We start from the raw sequence: 3004 nt of genomic DNA, 5'->3' as shown, positions 1-3004 counted from the left end.
TGCTGTGCGCCGTCGCCGCCGCGCCGGCGACCGCCGACCCGAACGAGACGTTGACCGTCGATCCGACCGGCCGCGTCACGGCGGACGGCACCGTCACCCTCTCCGGCACCTACCGCTGCACCGGCGCGAAGGGACCGGTGTTCGTCAGCTCCTCCGTCAGCCAGGGCGACGGGCCGGTCAAGTACGGCATCGGCGGCACCCTGGCCGTGTGCGACGGCGCCGACCACACCTGGCGCAACACCGGCACCGTCCCGGCGTCCGCGATCGAGGCCGGCCCGGCCCACGTCGAGGCCACCCTCATGGAGCTGCGCCCCCAGGGCGGCCTCCCGCTGCCGTACTTCCACGCCGTCCAGGAGCAGGACGTGACCCTCACGGCGGGCTGAGCCCGTCGCCGTCCGTCGGCCCGGCACCGCACAGGTGCCGGGCCGACGGGCCGTCAGGCCCCGTGCATCATCGTGTCGTCGGTGCAGGCGATGTGGACGGTCAGGTCGGCGGGGACCGACTGGTGGCTCTTGCCGGGCACCAGGAGCTTGCGCACCTGGGCCTTGCGTACGGTCACGATCCAGCCGCTGGCGTGGTCGTTCGGGCGACTCTCGATGACGTCGGAGGCTTCCGGGGCGAGGCGCGAGTCGCTCCCGGCGCTCACGGTGAACCCGCCACTGTAGACGTGCTGCATGGAGGGGCAGAACACCTCGCGCGGCTTCCCGTCGGCGCCGCCGGCGATGAACTGGGAGAGGTGGCGCGGCGGCTGGGGGCCGTCGGCCAGCGCCGGGGCGGCGCCGCAGACGAGCAGGGCCGCGGCGCCCACGGTCGCGAGAACGGTGCGTGTTCGGGGCATGGACGTGCTCCTCGGAAGGGGGCAGGGGACTGGTCGCGACCATTGCAACCACCGGTCCCGACGGGGACTCCCGCGGACACGCAGCGTTACACCCCATCGGGGCAAAGCGGTCAATCTTTCGAGCAGAAGACCACAATTCGCTACGGTGTGTGATTCACTGACGCCATTCCGTCACTCTGCGTGGTTGCCCCGTGCTGCCCCCATTACCGGCCCGGGGAGCCGCCGCGTCCCCTGAGGAGTCCCCGATGTCCCGCAGAGGGAGGTGGACGTTCGCGACCGGCTGCGCCGCGATCGTCCTGTCCGTCACAGCTCCGGCCGTCCGAGCCGCCCCGGCCCACCTCGTCCCGCTGCCGTCCGCGGCGCGCACGGTCGATCCGCACCCGCACGGGGTGAGCATCACCAAGGAGCAGCTCGCCAAGGAGGTCCGGCCCGAGGAGGTCAAGGCCTTCGGCCGGCCCCGCGCCGAGCAGCTGGCCCGCGACCGCATCGGCCTGCGTGCCGTCGACCGGGGTTATCCGCAGCCGATGCGGACCCGGAGCCTGCAACGGCTCGCCGACTCGCAGAAGGAACAGAACGCGGGCTTCGACGCGAAGACGTTCGGCCGGTTCACCGACTACTTCTCCAGCCCGGACTACGGCGACCACGTCGCCCTGCTGCCCAACGGCAAGGTCCTGCTGTTCTCCTTCGAGGCCGTCGAGGAGAGCCCCAACAAGGAGACGGCGCCCACCGAGGTCATCGGCCGCGACAACGCCGGACGCGCCTTCGTCTGGGACCCCGCGAAGGGCACCGGCCCCGACGCGTTCACGAACGTACAGCCGCCCGTCGTCCCGGTCGACGACGGCCTGGACGAGGACCGCGCGGCGCCGATCTTCTGCGCCGGACACTCCTACCTGCCCAACGGCATGGTGGGCATCTTCGGCGGCAACCTCGGCGGCAACCACGGCGCCGGCGCCCACCTCGCCCTGGTCTTCGACCCCTGGACCAACAAGTGGTACCGGCAGCAGGACATGGCCGAGGGCCGCTGGTACCCCTCGGTCGTCACCGGCGCCGACGGGCGGCAGTTCATCACCTCCGGGCACGGCGACACCGGCTGGGGCAAGCTCTCCCGGTCGATCGAGCGCTTCCCGGCCAAGGGCACCCCCGTGTCGGACGACCCGGCGAAGGGGCCCATCCAGCAGGCGCTCGACACGTGGAAGGTCAAGGCCGAGTACATGGCCGACTACCCCCACCTGTTCTCCCTGCGCGACGGCCTGATCTACGGCTTCGGCCGCAACTACAACGAGCAGTACGTCTTCGACCCGCAGGCCGAGACCGAGAGCCCGCTGCGCAGCCGTCCCGGCGGCGGCATGCGCAACTACGGCTCCGCGGTGGCGCTGCCCAACGGCACCAACGGTCCCGACTCGGTGCTGATCCTCGGCGGCGACCGCAACGACCCCAAGACCTACAAGTTCTCCGGCGGCCGCTGGACCGAGGACACCGCCCGGGCCTTCGGCCGGACCCAGGACGACACGCTGATCTTCCCCGACGGCCGGCTGTTCACCGTCAACGGCGGCTACGACATCCGCGACTACGGCAACGGCCTGTACAACCCCAACGCCGACGAGAAGTACCGCCAGACCGAAACGCGCGGCCTCGACGGCGCGTGGCGGCTCGGCCCGGTCCAGCGGCTGCCGCGCGGCTACCACTCCAACGCCGTGCTGCTGCCCGACGGGCGCATCATGGTCACCGGCGACGAACTGCAGGAGATCGCGAACAACCCGAACATCAAGTCCGGGATGAACGGCACCATCGAGATCTACGAGCCGCCGTACCTGCACCAGGGCGGCGACCGCCCGGTGCTGACGGACGTGCCCGCCGGACGGCAGGGCTACAACGCCGCGCTCCGGATCAGGACGGGCACGCCCGAACTGGCCGAGAAGGCCGTCCTGATGGCGCCCATCACCTCCACCCACTCGGTGGACACCAGCCAGCGCCGCATCGAACTGGACATCACCAGCCGGGCCGGCAACCAGCTCGTCCTGCGGACCCCGCCCTCCGCCAAGGACGCGCCCCCCGGGTACTACCTGCTCTTCCTGCTCGACGAACGCGGCGTGCCCAGCGTCGCCAAGTGGGTGCGGCTCGGTCCCGGCACCTGATCTCGTCGTCCCCTGCCGTCCGACCCCCGGG

Annotated in this window: 3 protein-coding genes; 2 read left to right on the top strand and 1 reads right to left on the bottom strand. The window is 71.5% G+C overall.

Annotated elements, in window-relative coordinates; translation table 11 throughout:
• Nucleotides 1-2: 2 nt before the first annotated feature.
• The gene (locus IPZ69_RS46645) at nt 3-383 is read left to right on the top strand and encodes a DUF6299 family protein (RefSeq protein WP_235461002.1); all 381 of its coding nucleotides are present in this window, start codon (nt 3-5) and stop codon (nt 381-383) included.
• A 53-nt stretch (nt 384-436) separates the two neighbouring features.
• Here IPZ69_RS46645 and IPZ69_RS46640 read toward each other — a convergent pair whose 3' ends face one another.
• Nucleotides 437-838 (bottom strand): hypothetical protein, encoded by a 402-nt coding sequence (locus tag IPZ69_RS46640; protein ID WP_235461001.1) that lies wholly within the window; start codon nt 836-838, stop codon nt 437-439.
• A 245-nt stretch (nt 839-1083) separates the two neighbouring features.
• Here IPZ69_RS46640 and IPZ69_RS46635 point away from each other — a divergent pair, with 245 nt between their 5' ends.
• On the top strand, nt 1084-2973 hold the full coding sequence (locus IPZ69_RS46635; RefSeq protein ID WP_235461000.1) for a galactose oxidase early set domain-containing protein: 1890 nt from the start codon (nt 1084-1086) through the stop codon (nt 2971-2973).
• The last annotated feature ends 31 nt before the right edge of the window (nt 2974-3004 follow it).

The organism is Streptomyces olivochromogenes, from assembly GCF_021538895.1.
Taxonomy (GTDB): Bacteria; Actinomycetota; Actinomycetes; order Streptomycetales; family Streptomycetaceae; genus Streptomyces; species Streptomyces olivochromogenes_A.
Note: the sequence above shows the minus strand (reverse complement) of the source record. Positions and strands in the feature narration are given on the sequence as shown.